This is a genomic window from Microbacterium sp. AG238 (assembly GCF_003610405.1).
GTDB lineage: Bacteria > Actinomycetota > Actinomycetes > Actinomycetales > Microbacteriaceae > Microbacterium.
Map to the genome: position 1 here is coordinate 1,010,822 of NZ_RAQC01000001.1, position 23,429 is coordinate 1,034,250.

At 70.9% G+C, this 23,429-nt stretch carries 21 protein-coding genes, 1 tRNA gene and 1 other RNA gene; 10 read left to right on the forward strand and 13 right to left on the reverse strand.

From position 1 onward, the window contains the following. Positions 1-38: 38 nt before the first annotated feature. From DEU36_RS04785 to ffs, 4 genes are all read right to left on the reverse strand, one after another. Entirely contained in the window at positions 39-767 is a 729-nt protein-coding gene (locus tag DEU36_RS04785; protein ID WP_120263150.1) for an HAD family phosphatase, read from the reverse strand. A 25-nt stretch (positions 768-792) separates the two neighbouring features. Then, on the reverse strand, positions 793-2,022 hold the full coding sequence (locus DEU36_RS04790; RefSeq protein WP_120263151.1) for an acetate/propionate family kinase: 1,230 nt from the start codon (positions 2,020-2,022) through the stop codon (positions 793-795). Continuing rightward, on the reverse strand, positions 2,019-4,136 hold the full coding sequence (pta, locus tag DEU36_RS04795; protein ID WP_120263152.1) for a phosphate acetyltransferase: 2,118 nt from the start codon (positions 4,134-4,136) through the stop codon (positions 2,019-2,021). The genes DEU36_RS04790 and pta overlap by 4 nt, the downstream gene beginning before the upstream one ends. A 92-nt stretch (positions 4,137-4,228) precedes the next feature. Continuing rightward, an RNA gene (gene ffs, locus DEU36_RS04800) (signal recognition particle sRNA small type) lies at positions 4,229-4,325 on the reverse strand. Positions 4,326-4,432: 107 nt separating this feature from the next. Between ffs and DEU36_RS04805 the strand changes: the two genes are divergently transcribed. From DEU36_RS04805 to DEU36_RS04815, 3 genes are read left to right on the forward strand one after another with little or no spacing between them, the layout of a single operon-like run. Beyond that, complete coding sequence (locus tag DEU36_RS04805; protein WP_120263153.1) at positions 4,433-5,425, forward strand: MoxR family ATPase; 993 nt, start codon at positions 4,433-4,435, stop codon at positions 5,423-5,425. 7 nt (positions 5,426-5,432) lie between these two features. Continuing rightward, positions 5,433-6,713, forward strand: coding sequence for a DUF58 domain-containing protein (locus tag DEU36_RS04810; RefSeq protein WP_120263154.1), 1,281 nt, complete (start codon positions 5,433-5,435; stop codon positions 6,711-6,713). Continuing rightward, positions 6,700-9,024: a DUF3488 and transglutaminase-like domain-containing protein gene (locus DEU36_RS04815; RefSeq protein WP_259455216.1), complete on the forward strand. Its 2,325-nt coding sequence runs from the start codon at positions 6,700-6,702 to the stop codon at positions 9,022-9,024. Before DEU36_RS04810 ends, DEU36_RS04815 begins: the two co-directional genes overlap by 14 nt. A 106-nt stretch (positions 9,025-9,130) precedes the next feature. On the opposite strand, the gene DEU36_RS04820 is transcribed toward DEU36_RS04815, so the two are convergent. After that, complete coding sequence (locus DEU36_RS04820; protein ID WP_120263156.1) at positions 9,131-10,525, reverse strand: dicarboxylate/amino acid:cation symporter; 1,395 nt, start codon at positions 10,523-10,525, stop codon at positions 9,131-9,133. A gap of 199 nt (positions 10,526-10,724) precedes the next feature. Here DEU36_RS04820 and DEU36_RS04825 point away from each other — a divergent pair, with 199 nt between their 5' ends. After that, positions 10,725-11,333 (forward strand): HD domain-containing protein, encoded by a 609-nt coding sequence (locus DEU36_RS04825; RefSeq protein ID WP_120263157.1) that lies wholly within the window; start codon positions 10,725-10,727, stop codon positions 11,331-11,333. 38 nt (positions 11,334-11,371) lie between these two features. Here the strand turns inward: DEU36_RS04825 and DEU36_RS04830 are convergent. Then, positions 11,372-11,463: transfer RNA gene (locus DEU36_RS04830), tRNA-Ser, on the reverse strand. A 74-nt stretch (positions 11,464-11,537) separates the two neighbouring features. Here DEU36_RS04830 and DEU36_RS04835 point away from each other — a divergent pair. Together DEU36_RS04835 and DEU36_RS04840 are read left to right on the forward strand one after the other, a co-directional pair. After that, entirely contained in the window at positions 11,538-12,578 is a 1,041-nt protein-coding gene (locus tag DEU36_RS04835) for a beta-propeller fold lactonase family protein (RefSeq protein ID WP_120263158.1), read from the forward strand. Between the two features lie 18 nt (positions 12,579-12,596). Then, positions 12,597-13,412, forward strand: coding sequence for a siderophore-interacting protein (locus tag DEU36_RS04840; RefSeq protein WP_120263159.1), 816 nt, complete (start codon positions 12,597-12,599; stop codon positions 13,410-13,412). Positions 13,413-13,424: 12 nt separating this feature from the next. On the opposite strand, the gene DEU36_RS16275 is transcribed toward DEU36_RS04840, so the two are convergent. Both DEU36_RS16275 and DEU36_RS16280 read right to left on the reverse strand, forming a co-directional pair. Then, on the reverse strand, positions 13,425-13,622 hold the full coding sequence (locus DEU36_RS16275) for a helix-turn-helix transcriptional regulator (RefSeq protein ID WP_120263160.1): 198 nt from the start codon (positions 13,620-13,622) through the stop codon (positions 13,425-13,427). A gap of 2 nt (positions 13,623-13,624) precedes the next feature. After that, on the reverse strand, positions 13,625-14,110 hold the full coding sequence (locus DEU36_RS16280) for a hypothetical protein (RefSeq protein WP_259455218.1): 486 nt from the start codon (positions 14,108-14,110) through the stop codon (positions 13,625-13,627). A gap of 98 nt (positions 14,111-14,208) precedes the next feature. On the opposite strand from DEU36_RS16280, the gene DEU36_RS04855 reads away from it, so the two are divergent. Further along, positions 14,209-14,844 carry an NADPH-dependent F420 reductase gene (locus DEU36_RS04855; protein WP_120263161.1) on the forward strand — a complete coding sequence of 212 codons (636 nt, stop codon included), beginning with the start codon at positions 14,209-14,211 and terminating at the stop codon, positions 14,842-14,844. A 40-nt stretch (positions 14,845-14,884) separates the two neighbouring features. Here DEU36_RS04855 and DEU36_RS04860 read toward each other — a convergent pair whose 3' ends face one another. Continuing rightward, positions 14,885-15,382 (reverse strand): DUF427 domain-containing protein, encoded by a 498-nt coding sequence (locus DEU36_RS04860; protein ID WP_120264366.1) that lies wholly within the window; start codon positions 15,380-15,382, stop codon positions 14,885-14,887. A 10-nt stretch (positions 15,383-15,392) separates the two neighbouring features. Further along, positions 15,393-15,797, reverse strand: coding sequence for a DUF3054 domain-containing protein (locus DEU36_RS04865; protein ID WP_120263162.1), 405 nt, complete (start codon positions 15,795-15,797; stop codon positions 15,393-15,395). 55 nt (positions 15,798-15,852) lie between these two features. Between DEU36_RS04865 and DEU36_RS04870 the strand changes: the two genes are divergently transcribed. The 3 genes from DEU36_RS04870 (at position 15,853) to DEU36_RS04880 (ending at position 20,155) form a co-directional block, all read left to right on the forward strand. Continuing rightward, positions 15,853-16,470, forward strand: a complete 618-nt coding sequence (locus DEU36_RS04870) for a Type 1 glutamine amidotransferase-like domain-containing protein (protein WP_220700894.1) — start codon at positions 15,853-15,855, stop codon at positions 16,468-16,470. A gap of 97 nt (positions 16,471-16,567) precedes the next feature. Then, positions 16,568-18,283: an AMP-binding protein gene (locus DEU36_RS04875; RefSeq protein ID WP_120263164.1), complete on the forward strand. Its 1,716-nt coding sequence runs from the start codon at positions 16,568-16,570 to the stop codon at positions 18,281-18,283. Between the two features lie 108 nt (positions 18,284-18,391). Further along, complete coding sequence (locus tag DEU36_RS04880; protein ID WP_120263165.1) at positions 18,392-20,155, forward strand: thiamine pyrophosphate-dependent enzyme; 1,764 nt, start codon at positions 18,392-18,394, stop codon at positions 20,153-20,155. A 36-nt stretch (positions 20,156-20,191) separates the two neighbouring features. Here the strand turns inward: DEU36_RS04880 and DEU36_RS04885 are convergent, their stop codons facing one another. From DEU36_RS04885 to DEU36_RS04895, 3 genes are read right to left on the reverse strand one after another with little or no spacing between them, the layout of a single operon-like run. Continuing rightward, the gene (locus tag DEU36_RS04885) at positions 20,192-20,746 is read right to left on the reverse strand and encodes an NYN domain-containing protein (protein WP_120263166.1); all 555 of its coding nucleotides are present in this window, start codon (positions 20,744-20,746) and stop codon (positions 20,192-20,194) included. Between the two features lie 47 nt (positions 20,747-20,793). Further along, positions 20,794-21,972 carry a sorbosone dehydrogenase family protein gene (locus DEU36_RS04890; RefSeq protein ID WP_259455219.1) on the reverse strand — a complete coding sequence of 393 codons (1,179 nt, stop codon included), beginning with the start codon at positions 21,970-21,972 and terminating at the stop codon, positions 20,794-20,796. Between the two features lie 9 nt (positions 21,973-21,981). Further along, the gene (locus DEU36_RS04895) at positions 21,982-23,379 is read right to left on the reverse strand and encodes a serine hydrolase (RefSeq protein WP_147374364.1); all 1,398 of its coding nucleotides are present in this window, start codon (positions 23,377-23,379) and stop codon (positions 21,982-21,984) included. Positions 23,380-23,429: the final 50 nt, after the last annotated feature.

Genomic DNA, 23,429 nt, shown 5'->3' on the forward strand with positions numbered 1-23,429 from the left:
CCGCTGGAGGCGGGCGATGAGGGCGGGTGTTGACGTGGTCAGACGAAAGCGTCGAGATCGTCGACGACGACATGGGCTCCGAGTGCGCGGAGCGCGTCGGCGCCGGCGCCGCGATCGACGCCGACCACGAGAGCGTAGCCTGCCGCGACGGCCGACTCGACACCCGAGTGGGCGTCTTCGATCGCCACCGAACGAGCCGGGTCGACGCCGAGCATGCGCGCACCCTCGAGGAAGACGTCGGGCGCGGGCTTCGAGGGGAGGTGACGCTCCTCGGCGATGACGCCGTCCATGATGACGGGGAATCGCTCGAGCAGGCCCGCGACGGCGAGGACCTCGCGAGCGTTCTTCGAGCTCGACACGACCGCGATGGGGACCCCGGCCGCCTGGAGCTTGTCGACCAGGGCGAGCGATCCCGGATACGGCGCGATGCCCTCGGAGCGCAGGACTCGCTCGAACACGGCGTTCTTGCGGTTGCCGATGCCGCAGATCGTGTCGGCCGACGGATCGTCGCTCGGGTCGCCCCACGGCACCTCGACGTCGCGCGAGCGCAGCAGGCTCGCGACACCGTCGTAGCGCTTCTTGCCGTCGAGATGACGGAAGTAGTCGTCCGCGGTGTACTCCGGGGTGATGCCCCAGGCCGTGAACAGCTCGGTGAACATCGTCTGCCAGGCGTGCATGTGCACGTCGGCGGTCGGGGTGAGCACGCCGTCGAGGTCGAACAGCACGCCGTCGTAGGCGGTCAGGTCGGGAAGCTGAGCCGAGGTCACGGAACCAGCGTAATGAGTCGGAGCGTCACACCGTCACGGCGATGGTCTGTCGGGCGATCTCGAGCTCCTCGTTCGTCGGCACGACGAGGACCTCGACCCGCGAGGTGTCGGTGGAGATCCGTCGGATGCCGCGCCCGCGCTGTTCGTTGCGCGCGGCATCGATCTCGACCCCGGCGAACCCGAGCGTCTCGAGGGCCGCGGCCCGCACCTGGGGCGAGTTCTCGCCCACGCCCGCCGTGAACGAGATGACGTCGACCCCGCCGAGCACCGCGAGGTACGCGCCGGCATACGCGCGCAGCCGGTGCGCGTACACCTCGAACGCAAGGGTGGCGGCCTCGTCGCCGCGCGCGACGCCGTCCTCGATGTCGCGCATGTCGGACACCCCGGCGAGGCCGAGCATGCCGCTGCGCTTGTTGAGGAGGTCGTCGAGCTGCGGGATGGTCATCTCGGCGCGGCGGGCCAGGTGGAAGATGACGGCCGGGTCGATGTCACCCGAGCGGGTGCCCATGACGAGGCCCTCCAGCGGCGTCATCCCCATCGACGTGTCGACCGAGCGACCGCCGTCGATCGCCGTGACGGATGCACCGTTGCCCAGGTGGAACACGATCTGCCGCAGCTCGGCAAGGGAGCGTCCGAGGTGCGCCGCGGCCGCCTCCGAGACGAACTTGTGGGAGGTGCCGTGGAAGCCGTAGCGGCGCACACGGTGGGCCTCGGCGAGCGCCGTGTCGATCGCGTAGGTGTACGCGGCGGGCGGCATCGTCTGATGGAACGCGGTGTCGAACACCGCGACGTGCGGCAGGTCGGCGAAGGCGGCCTTCGCCGCACGGATGCCTTGCAGGGCGCCGGGGTTGTGCAGGGGCGCCAGCACCGCGAGCTCATCGATGTTGATCTCGACCAGCGGCGTGATCAGCGTGGGCTCGAAGAACCGCGCGCCGCCGTGGACGACGCGGTGGCCGACGGCGACGGGCGGATGCTGCTCCAGCGACGGGCCGTGCTCGGCGAAGGCGTCGAGCATGAGCTGGAACCCGGCGGTGTGGTCCTCGATGGGCAGCTCGCGCTCGAAGGTGGCATCGGTCGCCGTGACGGCGGGTTCACCGGCAACGGCCGGCGGGAAGAACACGGTGTGCTTGACCCGGCCCTGCTCCTGCCCGATGCGCTCGACGAGGCCCGAAGCATGAGGGATACCGGTCTCGGCGTCGATCAACTGGTACTTGAACGACGACGAGCCGCTGTTGATGACGAGCACGATGCTCATGCGGATGCCCCTCCCTGGGCCTGGATCGCCGTGATGGCGATCGTGTTGACGATGTCTTCGACGAGGGCTCCGCGGGAGAGGTCGTTGATCGGCTTGTTCAGGCCCTGCAGCACCGGACCGATCGCCACGGCTCCGGCCGAGCGCTGCACGGCCTTGTAGGTGTTGTTGCCCGTGTTCAGATCGGGGAAGACGAACACCGTCGCCTTGCCGGCGACGGACGACCCGGGCATCTTCTTCGCGGCGACGGCCGCGTCCGTGGCGGCGTCGTACTGGATGGGCCCCTCGACGAGCAGCTCGGGAGCGCGCTCGCGGACGAGGGCGGTCGCCGCCCGCACCTTGTCGACATCGGCGCCCGAACCCGACTCCCCCGTCGAGTACGACAGCATCGCCACGCGGGGCTCGATGCCGAATTGACGCGCCGTCTCGGCCGAGGAGACGGCGATGTCGGCGAGCTGCTCGCTCGTGGGGTCGGGGATGACGGCGCAGTCGCCGTAGACGAGGACACGGTCGGCGAGCGCCATCAGGAAGACGCTCGAGACGACCGAGACGCCGGGCTTGGTCTTGATGATCTCGAAGGCCGGACGGATGGTGTGCGCGGTCGTGTGGGCTGCACCCGAGACCATGCCGTCGGCCAGTCCGAGGTGCACCATGAGCGTTCCGAAGTACGACACGTCGGTGACCGCGTCGGCGGCCTGACCGTACGTCATCCCCTTGTGCGCGCGGAGGCGCTCGTACTCGCGCGCGAACTTGTCGACGTGGACGGCGTCGAAGGGCGAGAGGATCTCGGCCCCCCGCAGGTCGAGCCCCAGCTCGAGCGCGCGCGAGCGCACCTCGATCTCTTCACCCAGCAGGGTGATGTCGGCGATGCCGCGGGCCAGGACGATCGACGCCGCGTGCAGCACCCGGTCATCGTCGGCCTCGGGCAGGACGATGCGGCGGCGGTCGGTGCGGGCGCGCTCGACGAGTCCGTACGCGAACATCAGCGGCGTCACGACGGTCGAGCGGGCCAGCCCCAGCGCTTCGGTGAGCTCGTTGGTGTCGATGTGCCGCTCGAAGAGGGCGGCAGCGGCCTCGTAGTGGCGACGCGAATCGGCCGCGAGGCGGCCACGGGTGCCCATGATGCGCGCCGCGGTCTCGTAGGTGTCGAGATCGGTCGCGATGATCGGCAACGTCTCGCCCACGCCGTCGATCAGCCGGTCGACGGCCTCGGGCAGCGGGAAGCCACCGTTGATGACGATCGCGGACAGCGACGGGAAGGTTCCCGATCCGTGCGCGAGCAGCGTCGCCAGGAGCACCTCGGCGCGGTCGGAGGGGATGACCACGACCGATCGCTCGCTGAGGCGCGGCAGCACGTTGACCATCGACATCGCGCCGATGACGACGCCCAGCACCTCGCGACCGAGAAGATCGGCGTCGCCCTTCACGAGCGAGCCCTCGACGGCGGCGAGGACGGTGCTCACCGACGGTGAGACGAGGAAACGGTCCTCCGGCACAGCCCACACCGGGACGTTCTGCGGCACGGCGTCGCGCACGGCCTCGACGATCTCGTCGAGACGATCGCCGTCCGCGCGGTTGGCGACGACGGCGAAGAGCTCGGCGCGGTCATCGCGCAGCTCCGAAACGGCCAGCGATGCGATCTGTCCCATCTCGTCGGGAGTGCGCGCCGGCGCGGATCCGAGCTTCTCGCCGCTGCCCTGGCCCGCGCGGCCGCCGAGGACCAACAGCACCGGCGCCCCGAGGTTCACCGCGATGCGGCCGTTGTAGCTCAGCTCGGCCGGGGAGCCGACATCCGTGTAGTCGCTGCCCATGATGACGACGGCGTCGCATTTGGCCTCGACCGACTTGTACCGCTCGACGATGCGCGAGAGAGCACCGTCGGGGTCGCGGCGCATGTCGTCGTAGGTGACGCCGATGCACTCGTCGTACGCGAGGTCGACGCCGTCATGGTCGAGCAGCATCTCGAGCACGTAGTCGCGCTCGTCCGTCGACCGCGCGATCGGCCGGAAGACACCGATGCGTGGCGCGACGCGACTGAACGCCTCGAGCACCCCGAGCGCGATGATCGACTTCGCGGAATGGCCTTCTGCGGACGTGATGTAGATGCTCTGAGCCACGGGTTCAGCCTAAGAGGGAGAGGCCTGACCACGAGCCGTGAATATCGACCACGGTCGTGGCGGCGGATGCCGCAGGCCACGACGGTGGGGAAAAGTAAGACTCTCCGCGAACCCGGCAGAGCCCGGTTACCCTTGCTACGTTTCCGTCCTGGGGGAGTTGGCCTGGATGCCGCCTCGCGGAGAGCTGTTCCCAGTCTAACCCGGAACCTGAGTCCTCCCGACACCGGGGCCGGTTAGGCTCTCGCCAGACGGGCGCGACGCGGCGGGGCACGCGGCGCCGAGAACGAGGGGATCGCATGACCAACGACGGCACCCAGGCGGCTTTCGGCCCGGATCGGTTCGCCGCGACCACCGACGCGATCTCGGCGAGCATCGCCCGCGTCATCGACGGCAAGCCCGAGGCCGTGCGCTCGGCGCTGGTGTGCCTGCTCGCCGAGGGGCACCTCCTCATCGAGGACGTGCCGGGCGTCGGGAAGACGATGCTCGCGCGTGCGCTGGCCGCGACGGTCGATGCCACCGTGCGCCGCATCCAGTTCACCCCCGACCTGCTGCCCGGCGACGTCACCGGCGTGAGCGTGTTCAATCAGGCCGACCGCGAGTTCGAGTTCAAGCAGGGGGCGATCTTCGCCCACATCGTCATCGCCGACGAGATCAACCGCTCCTCCCCCAAGACGCAGTCGGCACTGCTGGAGGCGATGGAGGAACGTCAGGTGACCGTCGACGGCCGCACCCACGGGCTTCCCGCGCCGTTCCTGGTGGTCGCGACGCAGAACCCCCTCGAGATGGAGGGCACGTACGCGCTGCCGGAGGCGCAGCGCGACCGGTTCATGATGCGCATCTCCATGGGCTATCCCGACGCTGCGTCCGAGGCCCGGATGCTGCGCGAGCGCGACACCGTCAACCCCCTCTCCTCGCTCGCGGCCGTCATCACGGCGCACGAGGTTCGGGGGCTCATCGCGTGGGCACGGAGCCTGCACGTCTCGCCAGCGGTCGAGGAGTACGCCGTCGCCATCGCCCGGGCCACCCGCGATCACCGCGACCTCCGCCTGGGCGCCAGCCCGCGCGCCACGCTGCAGCTCGTCCGCGCCGCCAAAGTGTGGGCGGCGCTCGACGGCCGCCCCTTCGTCATCCCCGACGACATCGTCGCGCTCCTGCAGCCGGTTCTGGCCCACCGCCTCATCCCGGCGCGGACGACCGGCGCATCCCGCGGCCGGAGCGGCGCCGAGGTGGTCGAGGCGGCGCTCGCCGACATCGCCGCGACGGTGCCGGTCCCGCTTCCGGTCCGCTGAGCCCGCCATGACCGGTTCTCCTGCCCAGGCCCGCCGGCGCCCGCCGCTGGGCCGCATCCTCCGGCGTGCCTGGCCGCTGACGCCCCGCGGCGTCGGTGCGGTCGTGATCGGGCTCGCCGCCGTCGTGTGCGCTCACTCGTTCGGCGTCCCGGAGCTCGTCTACGTCGGCGTGCTGCTGATCGCGAGTGTCGCGCTGGGCTGGATGTCGCTGTGGTTCGTCCACCGCTACGGCGATGTCTCGCGCTCGTTCTCCCCCGACGTGACGGCCGTCGGCAGCGAGAGCACCGTGACGGTGCATGCAACGGCTCGCGGCGGTCTCTCGGGCGCGATCGCCCGATGGACCGACGCCCTGCCGGACGGTGTCGAGGGCGACGCCTCCGGCATCCTCACCGGCGCCGCCGCCCTCGACCGCGTGCGCCTGACCTACCGCATCCGCGGTACCCGGCGCGGCATCCGCGATGTCGGTCCCTTCGCGATCGTCGTCACCGATCCCTTCGAGTTCACCCGTCGCAGCGTGCGGGTGGGCGCCGTGGAGCCGATCACCGTCGCACCGGCCACCGTGATGCTGCCGCCGCTGGCGGAGTATCCGGGCGAGGCCGGCGGCAGCCTCCACACCGCGACTCACCAGCTGGGCGAGGGGGCCGACAACCTGATCCCGCGCACCTACGCCCCGGGCGACTCGATGCGGCGGATCAACTGGCGGGCGAGCGCCCACCACGACGAGCTGATGGTGCGCCAGGAGGAGCAGGAGTCCACGCCCGAGGCCACCGTCGTGCTCGACCGGGCGGCAGCCCGGTGGGCGCCGGCCGCGTCGCTGCCGGGCGAGGACCCGACCTTCGAGGCCGCCGTGACGGCCGCCGTCTCGGCCGTCGCCCGCCTCACCCGCGAAGGCTACGACGTCACCGTCATCGACGCCGAAGGGCACCCCCTCGGTGCACCGGCGCCGGCCGGCGACACGCTCGCGGTCGAGCAGCTCGCGCTCGACCTCGCGACCCTCGTCACCGGGTCCGACGACCGGTTGGCGGGCCTCCCCCGCCTGTTCGCAGGAACCGTCGCCGGGCCGGTCGTCGTCGTGTCCGCTCGCGTGACCACGGCCGATGCCGACGCGCTGGCGCCGCTCGTGGCGCACAGCGCCCTCCCGGTTCTGCTGGCGGCCGACTCGTCCGACGAGGCGATCGCACGGGCATCCGGGGCCGGATGGCGGGCGGCCGTCCTGAGCGCCGAGGGCGACCTCACCGAGACCTGGCGCGCTGCCACCGAACGAGGGACCGCTCGTGCCGCGTTCTGACGCCCTGCGCCGGTGGCGGTCTCGCCCCCTGATGCCCTCACGCGCCGACCTGGGCCGCACCGGCGACGTCCGCCTCGCGGCAGTCCTCCTGGTGTCGATCGTCGCCGCGATCCTCCCCCTGCTGCGTGTCGTCGCCGCCGGCGCATGGCTCGCGGTCGCGGTCGCGGTGGCCGCGGCGGTGCTGCTGGTCGGCATCGGGCTGCGGCGGCTGCGCACCCCCGCCGTGGTGGTCACCCTCGCTGAACTGGTGACGGCATGCGCGCTCGTCACGGCGGTCTACTTCGCAGACACCGCGCTCCTCCTCGTCATCCCGACGCCCGGGACCTTCGCCGAGCTGCCGTCGCTCGTCGCCGGCGCGAGCGAGCAGATCATCAACGGCGTCGCGCCTCTCATCGCCGAGCGACCGTTGGCGGTCATCGCCGTGGCGGCGATCGCCGCGCTGACGGTGCTGCTCGACCACACGGTGATCACGGCGCGGATGCCCTTGCTCGCGGCCGTCGCCCTCATCGCGGTCTGGCTGATCCCGGCCCTGTCCGTGCCCGCACCCGTCGACCTCATCGCGTTCATCGTCTTCGCGGCCGCGATCCTGCTGCTCATCCGCGCCGAGACCCGCTCGCGCGAGCGAGCGCTCGCCCGGTCCGTCGCCGAGACCGCCGCCGAGGCGCGGCGAGGCGGCGACGCGGAGCCGCGCGTGCGCCCGGGGCGCGCCGGCGCCGTGCTCGCTGCGGGCCTCGCGGTGACCGCGATCGTGGCCACCGTCATCGTCGTACCGGAGCTCCCCCGGCCCGCACCGCGCGTCGGAATCGGCACGGGCCCCGCCACCACCATCAATGCCAGCCTCGAACTCGGCGACGATCTGCGTCGCCCCACCGACGTCGAGGTGCTCACGACGCGAACCAACGCGCCCAGCATGCCGTATCTGCGGGCCGCGACGCTGTCGAGCTTCGACGGCGACGTCTGGGAGCCCGACCGTGACGAGACGACGCCCCTCACCCCCGAGGCCCTCGGTCCCGTCGTCGCCGACCCCGACATGCGCGTGACGGAGTACCAGACGACCGTCAGCATCACGCAGCTCTCGTCGGCGTGGCTGCCGGTCCCCGGTCCCGCCGTGCGCGTCGACGACCTCTCGGGCGGTTGGGAGGCGATGCCCGCCAACCGCACGGTGATCGCCGCCGGCGCCGACACGCAGGGACAGGAGTACGTCGCGACGACGCATGTCGTGCGTCCGACACTCGAGCAGATCCAGGCGGCCGGCACGACGACCGAGGGGCTTCCCGACACGGTCACCCAGCTGCCCGCCGACATGCCCTCCTCGATCGCGCGGACCGCGCTCGACGTCGCATCGGGCGCGGCGAACGATTACGACCGGCTCGCCGCGCTGCAGCGCTGGTTCCGCAGCTCGGAGTTCACCTACTCGCTCGACGCTCCGGTGGCCGACGGGTTCGACGGATCGGGCGTGGACGCGATCGCGGACTTCCTCGAGGTCCGCAGCGGATACTGCGTGCACTTCGCCTCCGCGTTCGCCGTGATGGCGCGCACCCTCGGCATGCCCTCCCGCATCGTGATCGGTTACCTGCCGGGCACGCTGACCGGCCGTGTGGTCGACGGCGAGAGCGTCGCGACCGTTCTGAGCTCGCAGCTGCACGCGTGGCCGGAGGTGTACTTCGCCGGCATCGGCTGGATCCCGTTCGAGCCCACCAACAGCCTCGGCACCCCCGCGACCTACACCCGCTCGGCACAGCCGCTGCCCGACGACGGCGGGCAGGACGTGCCTCCGGCACCCGCGCCGCAGCAGACCGCGACGACCGCGCCGGAGGCCGGGCAGACCCCGACGCCGACGGCGACGACCGGCGCGGGCGCCGACTCCGGCGCTTCTCCCCTGGCGGTCGTGCTGCCCTACGGCGCCGTCGTCCTCGGTTTCGCGGCACTCGTGCTCTTGCCCGCTCTCGTCGGGGCGGTGCGGCGGCGCTGGCAGACGAGGGCGGCCGAACGCGGCGATGTCCTCGCGGCCTGGCGGATCGTCCGCGAGAGCGCGCGCGACGTCGGCCTCCGCGTCGACGATGCCGACAGCCCTCGCGCCCTCGGCATCCGGCTCGCGGCCGTGCCGACCGTCCCCGCCGGCCGGATCGAGGGCCTGGTCGCCGCCGTCGAGCGGACGAGCTACGGCGCCCCCGACGGTGCGCGCGATACGGCCGCGGGCCGCGCCGCGGCATCCGATGCCCTCGCCGTCCGCCGCGGGCTGCTCGCGTCGGTCTCGACGCCGCGACGCATCGGGGCCGTCCTGCTCCCCCGCGCCCTCGTCCGCGCCTGATCCCCTCCCCCTCCGCACGCCGGATGGGGCGCACTTCCCGACGTCGAGCGCAGAAGAAACTGCGCCGGATGCCGCGAAGTGCGCCCCATTCAGGTGAGCGCGAAGGTCAGGCCCGGGCCGGCGCCTCCAGCTCGTCCGCGCTGTCGTCGGCGAACGGGTCACCCGAACGCTCGGCGTCGTACAGCTCCCGGTCGAGGATGCCCTCGCGCTTGGCCACGATCGTCGGCACGAGCGCCTGGCCCGCGACGTTGACGGCGGTGCGGCCCATGTCGAGGATCGGGTCGATCGCCAGCAGCAGACCGACCCCCTCGAGGGGCAGGCCCAGGGTCGTCAGGGTCAGCGTCAGCATCACCGTCGCGCCGGTCGTGCCCGCCGTCGCGGCCGACCCGACCACCGAGACGACGACGATGAGCAGGTACTGGACCGCATTGAGCTCGAGGCCGAAGAACTGCGCGACGAAGATCGCCGCGATCGCCGGGTAGATCGCGGCGCAGCCGTCCATCTTGGTCGTCGCGCCGAACGGCACGGCGAACGATGCGTACTCGCGCGGCACACCGAGGTTGCGCTCCGTGACGCGCTGGGTCAGCGGGAGGGTGCCGATCGACGAGCGCGACACGAAGGCGAGCTGCACCGCGGGCCAGACGCCCGAGAAGTACTGGCGCACCGACAGGCCGTGGGTCTTCAGCAGCACGGGGTACACCACGAACAGCACGAGCGCGAGGCCGATGTAGATGGCGACGGCGAACCAGAGCAGCGTCGTGAGCTTCTCCCAGCCGTACGTCACAACCGCCGATCCGATGAGTCCGAGGGTGCCGATGGGGGCGATGCGGATGATCCACCACAGCACGCGCTGAACGACCTTCAGTGCCGACTCGGTGAACGACACGAAAGCCTCGGCGCGCTTGCCGAGCTTGAGGGCCGCGATGCCGATGGCGACCGAGATCACGATGATCTGGAGCACGTTGTACCCGACGCTCGAGCTGGCGGCCCCCGTCTCGGGATTGATCGAGGTCGACACCGACAGCCCGAGGAAGTTCTGCGGGATGAGCCCCGTCAGGAAGCTCCACCACGAACCGACGCTCGAGGGGACGTCGGGGGTGAGCTCGCCGGCGTCGACGCGCGCGCCGGGCTGGATCGTCACGCCCAGCACGATGCCGATCGTCACGGCGATCAGTGCGGTGATCCCGAACCACAGCAGGGTCTGACCCGCCAGGCGCGCGGCGTTCGTGACGTTGCGCAGCTGCGTGATCGAGGCGACGATCGCGAGGAAGATCAGCGGAACGACGGCCGTGCGCAGCAGCGTGACGTACCCGCTGCCGATCGTCGACAGTGTCGCTGCGAGCCCGTTGGGGTTGCCCTCGGCGTCCGGGCCGAGCTGGCGTGCCAGCAGGCCGAGGAGGACGCCCGCGACGAGGGCGATCGTGATCTGGAAACCGAACGAGCGGTAGAAGGGCTTCTTCCGCTTCGCCGGGGCGTCGTGCTTCGAGGTGGCAGAACTCATGGTGGTGCTCCTGAGGGGATGACGTCGCGATGGCGACCCACCGACGCTAAACCCGATTCGGGGCCGTCGGGGCCATATGACTCTTCGTGACGACCTCCGAATGCTCCGCGCCGTCGCATTCGGGACAGGGTGGCTCTGATGCCTGCCGGAGTCCGCAGCCGGCCGATGCGGGCCGTCGTCGCCGGCGCAGAATGAGCGCATGACCCGCGATCTCGATGACCTCCTCGCTCCGCCCACACCCACGGCGTTGCTCGCACTCGAGGCCGTGCGCCGGTGGTCGTCGCCCGCGCTCGTTGATCACGGCATCCGGTCGTGGGCCTGGGCGCGGCTGCGCGCCGAAGCGCTCGGGCTCGACCACGACGCCGAGGTCCTCTACGTCGCCGCGATGCTCCACGACCTCGGTGTCACCCCCGCCTTCGACGCCCACGAGATCGCCTTCGAATCGGCCGGCGGCGCCGCGGGGTGGCTCTTCGCGGCCGGCGCCGGGTGGCCCGTGGAACGCCGCGAACGGGTGCGCGAGATCATCGAGCGCCACATGTGGCTGAGCGTCGATCCGGCGCTCGATCCCGAGGGCCACCTGCTCGAAGTGGCGACGAGCCTCGACGTCTCGGGAGTCGCTCCCGAGCTGTGGGATGCCGACATCCTGCGGGCGGTCACGCAGCGGCATCCCCGCCGCGACTTCTCCGCGCAGTTCGCGGGGTGCATCCACGCGCAGGCGCGCCGTAAGCCCGCCACTCCCGCAGCCCGGCTCGACGCGTCGCAGCGTATCGCCGAGGGCGGGCGCGTGTGGGACGGCATCCTGGCATGACGAAGGGCGCCACCCTCGCGGTGTGACGCCCTTCGTTCTGGCGGAAGTGACAGGATTTGAACCTGCGAGGCGAGTTACCCCGCCTACATGGATTCCAGCCATGCTCCTTAGGCCGCTCGGACACACTTCCGTCGTCGAGTTTATCAGTCCCCGGCCCCCTCTCCCGCCGCCTCGCCCTCGGGGGCACGGAGCTAGGCTCGTGACGTGACTGATTCCTCTCTCGTCCTGGTCGCCAACGCGGGTGACAGCAGCATCAGCGTCTTCCGGCTCGACGGCGACGCTCTCGAACGCGTCTTCGTCGCCGAGGGCCTCACCGGCACCGGCACCTTCGCGATCGACGGCGAGCGCGATCTCGTCTACGCCGGCATCAAGGGTGCGGCCTCGGACGAGCCCGCGGCGATCGTCACGCTCTCGCTCGATCGCGGCACGGGTGAGCTCACCCCCGCGTCGCGGTTCCCGCTGCCGGACGGATCGGTCAGCTACATCGCGCTGACCCGCGGCGGCACGGCTCTGCTGGCGGCGTCGTACGGCGGCGACTACGGGTTCGTCGCCCCCATCGCCGATGGCACGATCCTCGAGCCCACCGGGCGCGTGCAGTTCGCCAAGCTCCACTCCGTGCTGCCTTCGTCCGACGGCCGGTTCGCGTATTTCGTCTCGCTCGGAGACGACCTCGTGGGGCAGTTCGCCCTCGGCGACGACCTGTCGCTGACTCCAGTCGGATCAGGCACGGCCGCGGCACCAGCCGGCAGCGGCCCCCGCCACCTCGTGCTCAACAGCGCCGAAGACGCCGTGTACGTCATGACCGAGTACTCCGGAGAGGTGCTGCACTACGCACGCGACCGTGAGACGGGCGCTCTCGAGCTTCGTTCGCAGGCCAACGCCGTCGATCCCGCGGCCGGGCTCGCGCGCGGCGAGATCGGCGGCGACCCCGTCGCCAACCACGCTGTCTGGGGCGCTGACATCCATTTCGGTGCGGACGAGCGGTTCCTGTGGATCTCGGAGCGCTCGACCAGCACGCTGGGCGCAGCTCCCGTCGCCGAAGACGGCACCGTGCACGACGTCTCGACTTTCATCCCCACGGAGCCGCAGCCGCGTGGGTTCGTTCTCTCGCCGTCCGGAGACCGTCTGATCGCTGCGGGCGAGAAGTCACGCACGGTGTCGCTCTACGCCGTCGACGGCGCCGAGCTGACGCTGCTCGAGCAGGCCGAGACCGGCGCGGGCGCCAACTGGGTCCGCTTCGCCTGACCCGCTGCGTCGGGGCTGATGAGCCCACAACCGGTGAGCCCCGGTACCGTGGGTGAGGTGGCCCTCTCCTCTCGCACCGCACCCCGCACGCCCCGTCCGAGCATCGAGCTCGAGGTCGTCGGAACCGAACGGCTCTCGGCGCACCTGGTGCGCGTCGTTCTCGGCGGCGACGGCTTCGCCGCGTTCCAGAACCGGCCCGAGACCGACAAGTACGTCAAGCTGAAGTTCGCCACCCCCGCTCCCGAGTCGGCGCCCGTGACCCGCACCTACACGGTCCGTCGGGTGGATGCCGTCGCCGGCACGCTGTCGATCGACTTCGTGGTCCATGGCGACGAGGGCCTCGCCGGGCCGTGGGCGGCGCGGGCACAGGTGGGCGACCGGATCGAGCTGATGGGGCCGGGCGGCGGTTACGCACCGGATGCCGCGGCCGACTGGCATCTGTTCGCGGGCGATCTCTCGGCGGTTCCGGCGATCGCCGCGGCCCTCGAAGCGCTTCCGTCGGACGCGGTCGGACACGCGTTCGTCGAGGTGGAGTCCGACGACGCGATCCTGCCGATCGAGGCTCCGGCCGGCGTCGAGATCGAGTGGATCGTCGACCCTGCCCACGACGCCGATGCTCTCTCCGCCGTCGTGCGGCAGTACGACTGGCCGACAGGTGACGTGCAGGTCTTCGCGCACGGCGAGCGCGAGTCGATGAAGGCCCTGCGTCGCGTGCTGTTCGACGAGCGCGGACTCGAGCGCGGCCGGGTCTCGCTGTCGGGCTACTGGGCCCGCGGTCGCACCGAGGACCGCTTCCAGGCTGAGAAGCGCGAGCCCATCGGGCAGATCCTCTGAGCTCCGCTTCGCTCATTCGACCTCGTCGGAGAAGATCTCCTCGATCGTGCATCCGAACGCCCGCGCGAGCCGGAACGCCAGCGGCAGCGACGGATCGAAGCGCCCCCGTTCGATCGAGATGACGGTCTGACGCGACACCCCGAGCTCATCGGCGAGGCGCTGCTGCGACCACCCGCGGTCGTGTCGGCGCTCGGCCACCGAGTTCTCCACGGTCAGCCGCGCCGCTGCTGCGCGAGATAGCGCACCGCGACCGACGCCATGGCGATGAGCAGCACGGCTGACAGTGCGATCAGGGTCGGGATCTCGACCCGGGTGAACGCCAGGATCGCCGTGCCGAGGCCCACGATCAGAAGCGTGTCGATGAGGGCACCGCTCGAGGCCCGCTCGAACCATCGCGCCTCGACCGACTGCTCGGGCTGCTCGGTGATTCCCCGCAGAGTCGATCGGTCGACGAACGCCACCCAGGCGAAGCCGACGCACGGGGCGAGGGTGAGGGCCACGATCACGACCGCTCCGATGACCGGCTGCGATCCCGCGCCTCCCGTCGCGACCACGACCGCCGCGAGCGCCGACGACACGAGCGCGCCGACGGGGATGGCGACCCAGAGCGCGGAGTGCCGGCGGCCGCCGAACCTCATGCGTCCCCAGTGGGAGCGCGTGTCGGCGGTGGACGACGTGTCGCGGTTCTCGTTCATCATTCCCTCAGTGTCAAGCGAGCTTTACTGTAAACCGTACTTTACACACTTTTTCCCAGCCGGCGGGAATGCCCTGGCCTGCCCCGACGGTTCACATCCCCATGACCACTGTGGGAATCATCGGAGCAGGACACATCGGAAGCGCTCTCGCCGAGGGGCTCGTCGCACGCGGCTACGACGTCGTGATCGCCAACTCGCGCGGGCCCGAGACGCTCACCGACCTCGTCGCGAAGCTCGGCGAGCACGCGCGCGCCGCGACCGCCCAGGAGGCAGCGGAGGCAGCGGACTGGGCCGTCGTCACTGTGCCGCTCAAGGCGCTCGAGGACATCCCCGCCGAACCGCTCGCCGGCAAGATCGTCCTCGACACGAACAACTACTACTGGGAGCGCGACGGCCGGATCGCCGAGCTGGAGGAGAAGCGCACCACGACATCCGAGATGGCTCAGCGCCACTTCGCCGAGTCGAAGGTCGTGAAGGCGTTCAACCACATCCCCGCCGCCGACATCAACACCGGCGGCTCCCCTGCCGGAACGCCCGACCGTCGCGCGCTCGCGGCTGCGAGCGACCACCCCGAGGCCGTCGCGCACGTCACCGCGCTCTACGACGACTTCGGCTTCGACACCGTCGACATCGGTTCGCTGGCCGACAGCTGGCGCGTCGAACGCGACCAGCCCGCCTACGTCGTGCGGCAGAACGCCGACGAGCTACGCGCCAACCTCGCCCGCGCCCAGCGCTGAGCGGAGCATCGAAACGCCCACGCGGGCCTGTTCGAGCGGATCACCATCCCATCGAACCGGGGACGCCCTTGAACGGGCCCGCGAGGTTCGACGTCACCCAGCCGCCGTAGAAGCCGCCGGGCTGAGGCACGACGACCTCGCCGTCGACGGTGCACCGGTCCATGCCGCCCGCATAGACGGCGACGCGGCCGACGAGCTCTTCGTATCCCGGCGACGGGTCGGGGTAGCCCCACGCTGCGCGCTCGCGCACCGCCGTGCCGCGTACGACGTCGAAGTACTCGGCCGCGCCTTTGAACTCGCAGTACGAGCTGCCGACCGCAGGAACCAGCGAGCCGGGCACGAACGCCGCGGCCGGCAGGTAGTACACGGGCGGATGACTCGTCTCGAGCACCCGCACCACGTCGTCGGTGTCGACGATCGTGATGGCGGCGAAGTCGATCGTCACGCGCGCGTGAACGCGTTCGAGACGCGGCGGACGAGGGTAGTCCCAGATGGACTCCTGTCCGGGACCGACGGGGTCGGGGGTGGGGCGGCGCATGCCCGACAGGTTACGCGCGGGGAGCGACATCCCGGCTGCGAGAATGCCCACCACGGCGCGACCGCAGCGCCCGGATGCCGCGGGCGATGAGACGCCATCCGACCAGCAGGACGAGCAGCGTCAGCGTCGCGACGATCACGAACGGCAGCGCCGTCCCCTGACCCGACACCGCGCGAAGCAGCATGCCCCCGATGACCGTCACCACCCACACGACGACGCCCGTGGGGACGATCCCCGTCGGCGAGCGCCAGGCCCGTGCCACCGTCCACGCCACCACCAGTGCGGCGAGGAACGGCCACGAGGTCGTCCACAGCCCCGCGAGCACATCGGAATCATGGCTCGCCCGGCCGGTCGCCGCGAACGCCACCACGAGGACGACATCGAGCAGAAAGGCGAGAACGGACGCGCGGGTCATGTCACCATCCTCCCCCGCGAGGTCGGTGTCCGCCGCCGTCGATAGCGTGGAAGGCGTGCGACTGCTTCTTCTCTCCCTGCAGGCCGGCGCGATGCGCCCGTTCCTCGATGACGGCGCCCGACCGGGACCGATCGTCTACGTCGACGATGCTCAGGCTGCGTTCCGCGATGCTCCGTTCATCGCCGCCGAGCGCGACGCGGTGCTGGCCTGCGGCCGCGAGGTCGTCGACGCCACACTGCGCGACACCGCCCCGGCGGATGCGGCCCGCCTGCTGTCCGACGCCGGAGCCGTCTACGTCGCGGGCGGCAGCACGTTCGCTCTGCTCGAGGCCCTCCGTCTCTCCGGCAACGACGACGTCCTCGTCGACCATGTGCGCCGCGGCCTCCCCTATGTCGGGCTGAGCGCGGGATCCATCGTCGCGGCGCCCGACGTGACACCCGCCTCGCTCATGGACGATCCGGCCGATGGCCCCGCCCTCGCGACCCACGCGGGTCTCGGGTTGATCGACGTCACCGTCATCCCGCATGCCGACGGCGCCCTGCCGCCTTACCCGCCTGAGCTGATCCGCCGCACCGTCGACACCTACGGGTCGGACTTCGCCCTCCTGCTGCTGCGAGACGATCAGGCGCTGCTGGTCGACGACGGGGTCTCCACGGTGATCGCCTCGCGCTGAATCCGCGTGTCCCATGCTTCGCCCAGCATCCGGTCCTTCTTAGACTCGGAAGGCGTCCGGTGCGCCTGCTGCGGACGAGAGAACAGATCCGAGGCCCATGTCTTCTCCCGATGCGACGGCGGCGACAGCCGCGTTCCGCGCCGCCCGCGACTTCCTTCTCGACAACGCGCATTCGCCCGAGGCGGCCCACGCGGGGTTCGTCTGGCCTGACGTCGGCGACCACTTCAATTGGGCCGTCGACTGGTTCGACGCGATCGCGACCGGCAACGACCGCGTCGCGCTGCACGTCGTCGACGAGGACGGCACCGAGGTTCAGGTCACGTACGACGAGATGCGTCGGCGCTCGAACCGCGTCGCCAACTGGCTGACCGAGCAGGGCATCGGGCACGGGGATGCCGTCATGCTGATGCTCGGCAACCGCGTCGAGCTGTGGGAGGCGATGCTCGCGATCCTCAAGATCGGCGCCATCATCCTGCCGACATCCGTCGTGCTGGGCACCGACGACCTCCTCGAACGAGTCGAGCGCGCCGACATCCGCGCCGTGCTCGCCGACCCGGTCGACGCCGCCAAGTTCGACGGGATCGCGGGTCGGTTCGAGCGCATCGTCGTGGGCGGCGAGCGCCCGGGCTGGCAGTCGTTCGCCGACACAGCGACCGCCGCTGACACCGCGCCCGGCGTCGTCGTCGCCTCGGACGACCCGGCGATCGTCTACTTCACCTCGGGAACGACGTCGCGACCCAAGATGGTCGTCCATACGCACGTGAGCTACCCGGTGGGGCATCTCTCGACGACCTACTGGATCGGCGTGCGCCCCGGCGACGTCCACATGACGATCAGCGCCCCGGGGTGGGGCAAGCACGCGTGGAGCCTGTTCTTCGCCCCGTGGATCGCCGAGGCGACGATCTTCGTGTACAACTACGCACGCTTCGACGCCGCACGCCTCGTGGAGCAGCTCGATCGCAACGGCGTCAACACCTTCTGCGCACCGCCCACGGTCTGGCGCATGCTGATCCAGGCCGATCTCGAGAAGCGTCCGCACGCGCTGCGCGAGCTTCTGTCGGCCGGCGAGCCCCTGAACCCCGAAGTGATCGACACGATCGAGCGCTGGTGGGGTCTGCAGATCCGCGACGGCTACGGCCAGACCGAGCTGACGGCGGTCATCGGCAACACCCCGGGTATCGCGGTGAAGCCGGGTGCGATGGGTCGCCCGCTTCCGGGCAACGACATCGTGCTCATCGACCCCCTCACGGGCCGGATCGGAGACGAGGGCGAGATCTGTCTCCCCACCGCTCCGACGCGTCCGCTCAACCTCATGCCCGGTTACCTCGGCGAGCCCGAGCGCACCGCCAAGGTCGATCACGACGGGTATTACCACACGAGCGACGTCGCCGTCCGCGACGCCGACGGACAGCTCACCTTCGTCGGACGCACCGACGACGTGTTCAAAGCCAGCGATTTCAAGGTGTCGCCGTTCGAGGTCGAGTCGATCCTCTTGACCCATCCCGCCGTCGCCGAGGCGGGGGTCGTCGGGGCGCCGGATGCCGTGCGGCTCAACATCGTGAAGGCCTACGTGGCGCTCGCGGCGTCGTGGGGAGCGTCCGCCGAGACCGCGCGGGCGATCCTCGCTCACGCGCGTGAGCACATGCCGCCGTACATGCGGGTGCGCCGTGTCGAGTTCTTCGAGCTGCCGAAGACGATCTCGGGCAAGATCCGCCGGGTGGAGCTGCGCGAGCGTGAAGTCGCCGCAGCAGATGCCGGCGAGCGTCTGACGACCGAGTGGCGCGAGTCGGACTTCCCCGACCTGAAGGGCTGACGCGCGGGCCTCCTGTCGCTCAGGCGGGCCATTCGCAACCCCTGGCACACCCACAGGCGGCGGGAGAAGACTGAGACTGTCCGGACAGCCTCAGCAGAAGGAGCCCCCGTGCCGCAGAACGTCGCCGAACAGATCGTCGCCCAGCTGATCGATGCGGGGGTGAAGCGTATCTACGGCATCGTCGGCGACTCACTCAATCCGATCGTCGACGCGGTGCGACGAACCGGGGGCGCAGCGTCGGGCGGGATCGACTGGATCCACGTCCGCCACGAGGAGGCCGCCGCCTTCGCTGCGGCAGCGGACGCCGAGCTCACCGGCGAGCTGGCCGTGTGCGCAGGAAGCTGCGGTCCCGGCAACCTGCACCTGATCAACGGCCTCTTCGATGCGCAGCGATCCGGTGTGCCGGTGCTCGCGATCGCCAGCCACATCCCGAGCCTGCAGATCGGGTCGGGTTACTTCCAGGAGACGCACCCCGAACGGCTGTTCACGGAGTGCAGCGACTACTGCGAGATGGTCATGACGCCCCAGCAGTCGCCGCGCGTGGTGAACTCCGCGATCCGTCACGCGACCGCGGGGTCGTCCGTCTCGGTGATCGTGCTGCCCGGCGACCTCGCCGAGCTTCACTCGACGGGTGAGTTCCCGCCCTTCGTCGCTGCCCGGCCGGGCCGGGTCGCTCCCGATGAGCGCAGCGTCGCCGAGCTCGCCGCGGCCATCGACCAGGCCGAGAAGATCGCGATCTTCGCCGGCGAGGGAGTGCGTGACGCGCGTGACGAGGTGATCGCGTTCGCCGAGCACCTGCAGGCGCCGATGGGGCACTCGCTGCGCGGCAAGCAGTGGATCCAGTACGACAACCGCTTCGACGTCGGCATGTCGGGCCTGCTCGGCTACGGTGCCATCGACCACGCCATGCACGAGGTCGACCTCCTCCTCATGGTCGGCACCGACTTCCCCTACGAGCAGTTCCTGCCCGACGGTGCCAAGACGGTGATCGCGCAGATCGACGTCGACGCCCAGCGGCTCGGGCGTCGCGCGGGCGTGACGCATCCCGTCCACGGCGACGTGGGTCTCACCCTCGCGGCGCTGCGGTCACGAACCGCCGCCAAGACCGACGACGCGTTCCTCGAGCGCACACTGAAGCGCTATCGGAAGGCCATGAAGGACTCCGTCGCGACCTACACCGACTCCGACGCGCAGCCGATCCACCCCGAGCGCGCGATGTCGGTCATCGACCGGGTTGCGGCATCCGACGCCGTCTTCACCGCCGACACCGGTATGGGAAACGTCTGGCAGGCCCGGTACGTCACTCCCGGGCCCGAGCGGCGCCTGCTGGCATCCTGGCGCCACGGTTCGATGGCCAATGCCCTCCCCCACGCCTTCGGCGCACAGATGGCATATCCCGATCGGCAGGTCATCGCCATCGCGGGCGACGGCGGGCTCTCGATGCTCCTGGGCGAGCTGATCACCGTGGCCGCCTACGACCTGCCGCTGAACATATTCGTGTTCAACAACTCGACCCTCGGGATGGTGAAGGCCGAGATGCTGGTCGCGGGCTTCCCCGACTTCGGCGTCGACGTGCCGATGGTCGACTTCGCCGCCGTCGGGCGGGCGCTCGGGTTCCACGCGCAGCGGGTCACCGACCCCGCCGACCTCGAGGTCGCCGCATCCGCCGCCCTCGCCCACCGCGGGCCCTCGATCGTCGACATCGTGACCGACCCCGATGCGCTCTCGATGCCGGCGGCGATCACGGCGGATCAGGTCGCGGGCTTCGGCATGTCGATGGCGAAGATGGTGCTCGGCGCGAAGGACGCGGGCGGCATCGGCGCGGTGCTCGAGACCGCGAAGTCGAACATCAAGCACATCCGCAGTCTCTGACGCGCCTTGCGTCGAGTGCCCGGACGCGCGCGGCGCTCAGGCCAGGAACTCCCACGGGTCGAACGACTCGATCGGGATGACGCGGACGCGCGGCAGCGGGGCATCGAAGGCGTGGACGTCGTATTCGAGGTCGAAGAACTCGACTCCGGGTATGGCGGTGAGCTCACTGCTGCGGAATTCCGAGAAGGCCAGCACGCCGACCCGGCGGTCGGGTCCGGTCAGCGCCGCGACCTCACCGACGAAGTCGCGGTCGTGGCTGACCAGGACGACGTCGTCGTCGCGCTCCTTCAGCGCGGCGAGCGTGCGCTGGATGGCGATGTCCACGACCTTCTCGTCGACGTCGCCCGACAGCGGGACCGGCTTGTAGTCGAGCGCCAGCAGCGCCTGGACGAACGACATCGGCAGGTGGTTGCTGGCGTTGAGGAAGAACAGACCGCGCGCGGGCTGCTTCCACTGATCGCCGACGAACTGCAGCAGACGGTCCCACCGGGGCCGTTCATCCGGCAACGGACGCCGTCCGAGGATCGATTGGCCGAGCGTCGCGTCGATGTTCTCGCCGTCGACGAGCAACCACGTCACGCGTTCGGTCATGAGGTCCCCTGTCTGCGAATGTCCTCCGTGAACGCTATCAAGCCGGTTCAGCCGCCGGCCGTCAGTGACACCCGCATGAGTCGGTCGTCGCCGGACGCGGCGTTGCCGCGCCCGTCGGTGTTGTTCGTGAGCATCCAGAGGTCATCGCCAGCGACGACCGCATCGCGGATCCGCCCCAGCTCGCCTTCCCAGAGGGCGATCGGCGCGCCGGCGAGAGCACCGCCGTCGACATCGATCTGCCACACGCGTTCGCCGCGCAACGCCGCCACGAAGATCGTGTTCCCGCGCGCCGCGATGCCGCTCGGGCTCGCCTCGTCGGGTGTCCAGGTGACCACCGGTGCGATGAAGCGGTCATCGTCCGACTCGCCCTCGACATCGGGCCAGCCGTAGTTGCCGCCCGCCTCGATGCGGTTGAGCTCGTCGAAGCGGTCCTGTCCGAACTCGCTCGCCCACATCGTGCCGTCCTGCGTCCACGCGAGGCCCTGCACGTTGCGATGGCCGAGGGAATACACCTCCGACCCGAGAGGATTGTCGGCGACCGGCTCACCGTCGGGCGTCAGGCGCAGGATCTTGCCCGCGAGCGAAGCGGGGTCCTGCGCCGCCTCGGGCGTGCCGGCATCTCCCGTCGCCACGTAGAGCAGACCGTCCGGTCCGAACGCGATGCGGCCGCCGTTGTGGACGCGGTCGCGCGGGATGCCGTCGATCACGACCTCCGCGTCGCCGAGCCGGCGATCACCGGCGTCGCCCTCGAGCGGCATCCGCACGACGCGGTTGTCGTCGGCCGTGGTCACGTACGCGTAGAGGAGCGTCTCGCCGTCCGCCTCGTGAACGGCGATGCCCAGGAGCCCGCCCTCACCGACCGCGGCGGTGAGGTCGATCTCGCCGGCGACGCGCGACACCCCCTCTGTGTCCACCTCGAGGATCGTCCCGTCGTCGCGCTGGCTGACCAGCTGCGTCCCATCGGCGAGCACGACGACCGACCACGGCACCTCGAACTGCGTGACGACGTCGGCTGGGTCGCCGGTCGGACGCCACGGAGCCGGCGCGGCATCCGCGGGATCGGTCGACGTCTCGGAGGGGACGGGCGTCGCCTCCTGGTCGGTGGGTCGCGGGTCGGCGGCCCCGGTGCACGCCGACAGCAGCAGCGTCGACGCGAGCAGTACGGCCACGGCCGCCCGCGACCCCATCGGACGCGGAAGGATGCCGGTGCCCGTCGAGCGCTTCATCGTTCCAGGCTACGGGCCGGCGAGGATCGCGGCTGCGTCCTGCGCCCACCCGAGCGCCACGGCGGGGGCGGCGAGCGTCGTGGCGTCGTCGGCGCGTGCGAGCACCGTGATCACGACCGGCGCGCCCTCCTCCCGCTCGAGGTACCACGACCCGGCGAGCACGCCGATGGAGCTGCCGCCCTTGAAACCGACGTACGTCCACTTCTCGCCGAAATCGAGCCCGGGGTTGGCGGACAGGATGTCGCGCACGGGCGCACCCGCGTCGGTGCGGGCCCGTTCCTGCAGCGACGCGTGGGCTGCGGCCAGGTCGTCTGGATTTGCGAACCAGTCGATGCCGTCTTGCCAGCCCGGCGTCGCCGCGGCCGCCGCCGCGAGGTCGGGGACACCCGCCGGCAGCCGCTCCAGCACCGACCGTCGCGCCTCGGCGTCGTCGGCGGCCCCGCTCCAGAGCGCACGCAGGTCGGCCTCGCCGAAGAGGAGCCAGAACAGCTCGCGTGTCGTCAACAGCGGGGTGTTCGCGTCGGGGTCGGAGTGCCCCATCGAGACCATCGCGGTTTCGACCGCCTCGCGTCCGACGGCCCGGATGAGCATGTCGGTCGCGGTGTTGTCACTGATGGCGATCATCTTGTCGGCGGCCTCCCGCACGGTCACCTTCGTGCCGTCGGGACGGTCCTGCAGCTCGCCGCTGGGGAGGCTCCGCACCGCGTCGTCGACGACCAGCTCGTCGTCCCAGGCGAGCCGTCCGGCCGCGACGGCGTCGACGACGGCGCCGAGCACCCACAGCTTGAAGATGGAGCCGATGGGTCCGGCGGCCTGGTCACCGCCCTCGTAGAGCACCTCGCCCCCGACCTCCCGGACGTGCACGCCGGCGGTGAAGGCGGCGTCGTCGATCTGCTGAGTGAGCTCGTCCCAGGACGCCGCGGGCGTGCGCTCAGGCTGCGGCGGGCTGAACAGGAGCATCTGGATGCGAGCGTCGGGGGTGACCGAGATCGACATGTCGTAGGTCACCTGAGCGGACTCGATGGTCACGCGGGCCTCGGTCTCGACGCCGTCGTACCCGACCGCCGTCCACGGGGCCGCGGCCTGCATCTGCGCGAACACCTCCTGCAGCTGCGCGGGCGGGAGCTGCTCCAGAGCGGCGGCGTCGAAGTGCGTCTCGATGTCTTCGATATCGGTGGCCGCGTCGGCGTTGATCTCGTCCATCACCCAGCGGACCTGGTCGCCGACCGGCGTGACGGGAATCTCGACCGGGGTCGCGGACGGGGCGGACGTCGCTGCGGGGGCGGGGTCCGCCGAGCAGGCGCTGAGCACCGCGGCAGTCGCAGCGGCGACGGCGACGGCTGCTGCGCTACGGCGGCGCGAGGCGGCGGACGGTCGGGGCGGAGGCGTATCGATGGGGGAACTCACCTCTCCAGCTTCTCGTCGCGACGCGGTCGCCGCCTCCCCCCACAGGTGGA

Bases quoted from the DNA above. Each gene is read 5' to 3' on its own strand.
- DEU36_RS04865 (WP_120263162.1), bottom strand. From the start codon at position 15,797: ATGACCCGCGCGTCCGTTCTCGCCTTTCTGCTCGATGTCGTCCTCGTG.
- DEU36_RS04885 (WP_120263166.1), bottom strand. From the start codon at position 20,746: ATGACCGAACGCGTGACGTGGTTGCTCGTCGACGGCGAGAACATCGAC.
- DEU36_RS04825 (WP_120263157.1), top strand. From the start codon at position 10,725: ATGACCCGCGATCTCGATGACCTCCTCGCTCCGCCCACACCCACGGCG.
- DEU36_RS04860 (WP_120264366.1), bottom strand. From the start codon at position 15,382: ATGCGCCGCCCCACCCCCGACCCCGTCGGTCCCGGACAGGAGTCCATC.
- DEU36_RS04840 (WP_120263159.1), top strand. From the start codon at position 12,597: ATGAGCCCACAACCGGTGAGCCCCGGTACCGTGGGTGAGGTGGCCCTC.
- DEU36_RS04890 (WP_259455219.1), bottom strand. From the start codon at position 21,972: ATGAAGCGCTCGACGGGCACCGGCATCCTTCCGCGTCCGATGGGGTCG.
- DEU36_RS04810 (WP_120263154.1), top strand. From the start codon at position 5,433: ATGACCGGTTCTCCTGCCCAGGCCCGCCGGCGCCCGCCGCTGGGCCGC.
- DEU36_RS04820 (WP_120263156.1), bottom strand. From the start codon at position 10,525: ATGAGTTCTGCCACCTCGAAGCACGACGCCCCGGCGAAGCGGAAGAAG.
- DEU36_RS04790 (WP_120263151.1), bottom strand. From the start codon at position 2,022: ATGAGCATCGTGCTCGTCATCAACAGCGGCTCGTCGTCGTTCAAGTAC.
- DEU36_RS16280 (WP_259455218.1), bottom strand. From the start codon at position 14,110: ATGATGAACGAGAACCGCGACACGTCGTCCACCGCCGACACGCGCTCC.
- DEU36_RS04805 (WP_120263153.1), top strand. From the start codon at position 4,433: ATGACCAACGACGGCACCCAGGCGGCTTTCGGCCCGGATCGGTTCGCC.
- DEU36_RS04875 (WP_120263164.1), top strand. From the start codon at position 16,568: ATGTCTTCTCCCGATGCGACGGCGGCGACAGCCGCGTTCCGCGCCGCC.
- DEU36_RS04855 (WP_120263161.1), top strand. From the start codon at position 14,209: ATGACCACTGTGGGAATCATCGGAGCAGGACACATCGGAAGCGCTCTC.